Annotated in this window: 4 protein-coding genes; 2 read left to right on the forward strand and 2 right to left on the reverse strand. The window is 62.1% G+C overall.

The window, feature by feature from the left end; translation table 11 throughout:
- Positions 1–242: 242 nt before the first annotated feature.
- Positions 243–485, forward strand: coding sequence for a hypothetical protein (locus ACKODO_RS03290; RefSeq protein ID WP_408982022.1), 243 nt, complete (start codon positions 243–245; stop codon positions 483–485).
- A gap of 4 nt (positions 486–489) precedes the next feature.
- On the opposite strand, the gene ACKODO_RS03295 is transcribed toward ACKODO_RS03290, so the two are convergent.
- Together ACKODO_RS03295 and ACKODO_RS03300 are read right to left on the reverse strand one after the other, a co-directional pair.
- Positions 490–1,743, reverse strand: a complete 1,254-nt coding sequence (locus ACKODO_RS03295) for a type II toxin-antitoxin system HipA family toxin (protein WP_408982023.1) — start codon at positions 1,741–1,743, stop codon at positions 490–492.
- On the reverse strand, positions 1,740–1,952 hold the full coding sequence (locus ACKODO_RS03300; RefSeq protein WP_408982025.1) for a type II toxin-antitoxin system Y4mF family antitoxin: 213 nt from the start codon (positions 1,950–1,952) through the stop codon (positions 1,740–1,742). Before ACKODO_RS03300 ends, ACKODO_RS03295 begins: the two co-directional genes overlap by 4 nt.
- A 220-nt stretch (positions 1,953–2,172) precedes the next feature.
- On the opposite strand from ACKODO_RS03300, the gene ACKODO_RS03305 reads away from it, so the two are divergent.
- A complete protein-coding gene (locus ACKODO_RS03305; RefSeq protein WP_408982024.1) occupies positions 2,173–2,508 on the forward strand; it encodes an ArdC-like ssDNA-binding domain-containing protein in 336 nt (111 codons plus the stop codon).
- Positions 2,509–2,763 lie beyond the last annotated feature (255 nt).

Consider the following 2,763-nt stretch of genomic DNA (forward strand, 5'->3'; position numbering starts at 1 on the left):
AAGCCGATCATCTCGCGCAGCAAATCGGCGTCCGGGCTCTTTTCCACCAGTCCGCGCAGGGCCATCATCTCGTCGGTCATCTTCGGTTCCTTGGTCAGAGTTGAGTCAGCAACCCGACCCTACCGAAGACCGCGGATGACCACCGCTTCGCCGCTCGCTCGCTACGGCGCCTTGTGAGAGGCGCGCGTCGCGAGCGGCGAAGCTACCGCCTAGGAGCTACACCACCATCAGGGACACGACCGGTGAGCGAGGATATCCTTGGCGATGACCTTACAGAAATGCTGCGCAACCACCCGCCGGATGTCGTTTGTACCGCCTTCGCGCAAGCCTTCTTTCAGGGGGCGGTCCGCATGTTCCAGCGCGACACCGAAATGCGCAACATCGTGCTGACCGATGCCGAGGCGCGGGACAAGGCCACACGCCACTTCTGCAACCGCGCCCTGCGGCAAGTTCGCACCCCCAGCGGCGCTCCACCCCCGGCGTAATTGACTATGCGCGAGCCGTTTCCTTTGGTCGTAGTTTCTGGGATAGCTTCACGGCTCGCTCGCGAACGATGTCCATGACCAACGAAAAATCCGCAGATTCGTCCCATTCACCGTCGATCGCTGCGATGACCGCATCGCACAATTGTCCTACCTGCGTCCGCACGAATGGCGCGCCGAGTTGCGCGTCGGCTGCAAACCGCTCCCAATGGCGGACCTCTATGTCGTCAAGAACAGCCTTCCCACCAATCTTCATCGCCAGCTTGGGCGACAGTTCAGGGTAAAGAACTGTCGAGAGCAGATCATAGAGGGGCGCGAGCGTGATCGTGCCGCCATTGTGCAAGAGGCTGAAATTCTTGGCATGGGCGTCGGCATTGCCGATAATCAGGTTGAAGATCGCCGCATCCAGCAGTTTCAGAATTTCGCGCGGCGGACGGGTGGCGGCACGACGCAGCACGGCGAAGCAGTCCGGGAATGTCGGCCCACCCTCGCTGGCATATTTGCGGTGCGAGGGGACGCCGAGGGCTTGCGCGAAATCCTCTTGGTGCAAGCGGATCACCTCTCCCGCTGGTCCGGTCGCGCGATCATAGCGCGTGATAAGCAGGAACGACCGTCCAGCAACCGTTCGCATTTCAACCGGCGCAACATCCAGTCCGACCGCGCGCGCCAGCGACATGCAGAAATATTCGTTTTCCGTGGTGCCCGCAAAACGCGCGATAGGCGGCTTGAGGATATGGCTGGTGGGCTGTCCCGGCGCGGGCAAGGCTATCTGGCCATCAATCACCAGCACCGGCAACTTCGATTGCGCCCCCGCCAGCGAAAGCCGCAACCCGTCTTCACCCGCCAACATCGGTCGGATTGGCAGATGGTCGAGCAGTTTGCCGAGGCCATCATCGTCCAGTAGCTTGGGGGCAGCGGCGCTGGGCGGTGCTGGCGTTTCGCCTTCCGGCAGCAGCGTCAGCGCGCCCGCGACTTCTCCGCCAAGATATTCGAGCAGCCGAAATTCATTGTCGGCGGATACGCCGAGCGCGCGGGCGATGGCGGTACGCTGCCCTTCCTCCGGCAACATGCCGCCGAAAAAGGGCTGGCAGGCGCGCCGATTGAACGGCTCTGCCTGCTTGGGCAGGGAGAAGGACAAGGCCGGAGCAGCGGCATCGGCCAGCCATGCCGCGTCATAGGCGAATTGCGTGTCACCATCAGTGCCAAGATAGAGGCAGCCGGTGACGCGCCCATCCCACCAGACTGTCAGCCGGTTGCTCATGTGCCACCCGCTGGCGGGACAATAACAATGTCGCAGCCAAGCGTTTTGATGACGTGCAGCACCTTTTCGAGCTGGAGCGTTGGCTTCCCCGCTTCGAGATCGACGATGAAGCGAATGCCAACGCCGCTCACTGCCGCAAGCTCTGCCTGCTTCAGCTTTTGCGCCTTGCGTTCGCGGCGCACGATATGTCCAAGTGAGGTGCTGTCCATGTTACCGAGCGGGACATTGCAGCGAAGATCGGCAATTTGCAAGCCTTGTTTTGCCGAGCGGTAAAATTGAGAGGGTTTGCGGCAAGTTTATCCGCCATATTACCGATCAGGAAAATACTCTCAACTTGGAGCCGAGCGCCGCCAGCGGCGCACCCTTCCCCTGTTTCGCGGAAGAAAGAGGCGCTGCCTCTCTCTCCCAGCAAGGTGCCGCTTTGGGGCCGTGGCTCGCTTCGCTGCGCCCGCACCACCCCCGGCACCGGACCTTGCCCCCACTCTCTCCGCCCCTCGCCGGGTCGGCAGGGGTCATGCGCGGCATGACCCGCTGCGCGGATTGGACGCGAGTAACCACCATGACGAAACAGACCACCAAGCAAGACCCCATAGCCGCATCACCGACCGCATTCTTGTCGAACTTCAACAGGGCACCCGCCCTTGGGCAAAACCGTGGAGCGGCGGCGACATGGCTGCATCGGGGCAAATCCGACCATTGCGCGCCACCGGCCAGCCTGATGGGCGGGGCCGCCTTCCCGCTCCACGTTCGTTTGCAGGAACGTGAGGCTGGCGGGCAGCCATTTGTGCTTCGTCATTCCACACGGGGCATTGCGGTGGTAGCCATGGTCTGCGCTCTTTGAAGTGGTCCATCCCTTATGTTGGTCTGAGGACCAGAATGGATGGAGCCGAACATGGCCAGGAAGCGTCACAAGCCCGAAGAGATCATCGCCAAGCTGCGTCAGGTCCGACACCGCCCGACGGAGCCGCGCGTTCTCAACCTCCAGCGCCTTCAGCCGTTTGACCTGGTCGGTCTTCATGC

Source organism: Rhabdaerophilum sp. (genome assembly GCF_046092605.1).
Taxonomy (GTDB): Bacteria; Pseudomonadota; Alphaproteobacteria; order Rhizobiales; family Beijerinckiaceae; genus Rhabdaerophilum.

Excerpts from the sequence above, each read along its gene's own strand:
- ACKODO_RS03295 (WP_408982023.1), bottom strand. The coding sequence starts at position 1,743 with ATGAGCAACCGGCTGACAGTCTGGTGGGATGGGCGCGTCACCGGCTGC.
- ACKODO_RS03300 (WP_408982025.1), bottom strand. The coding sequence starts at position 1,952 with ATGGACAGCACCTCACTTGGACATATCGTGCGCCGCGAACGCAAGGCG.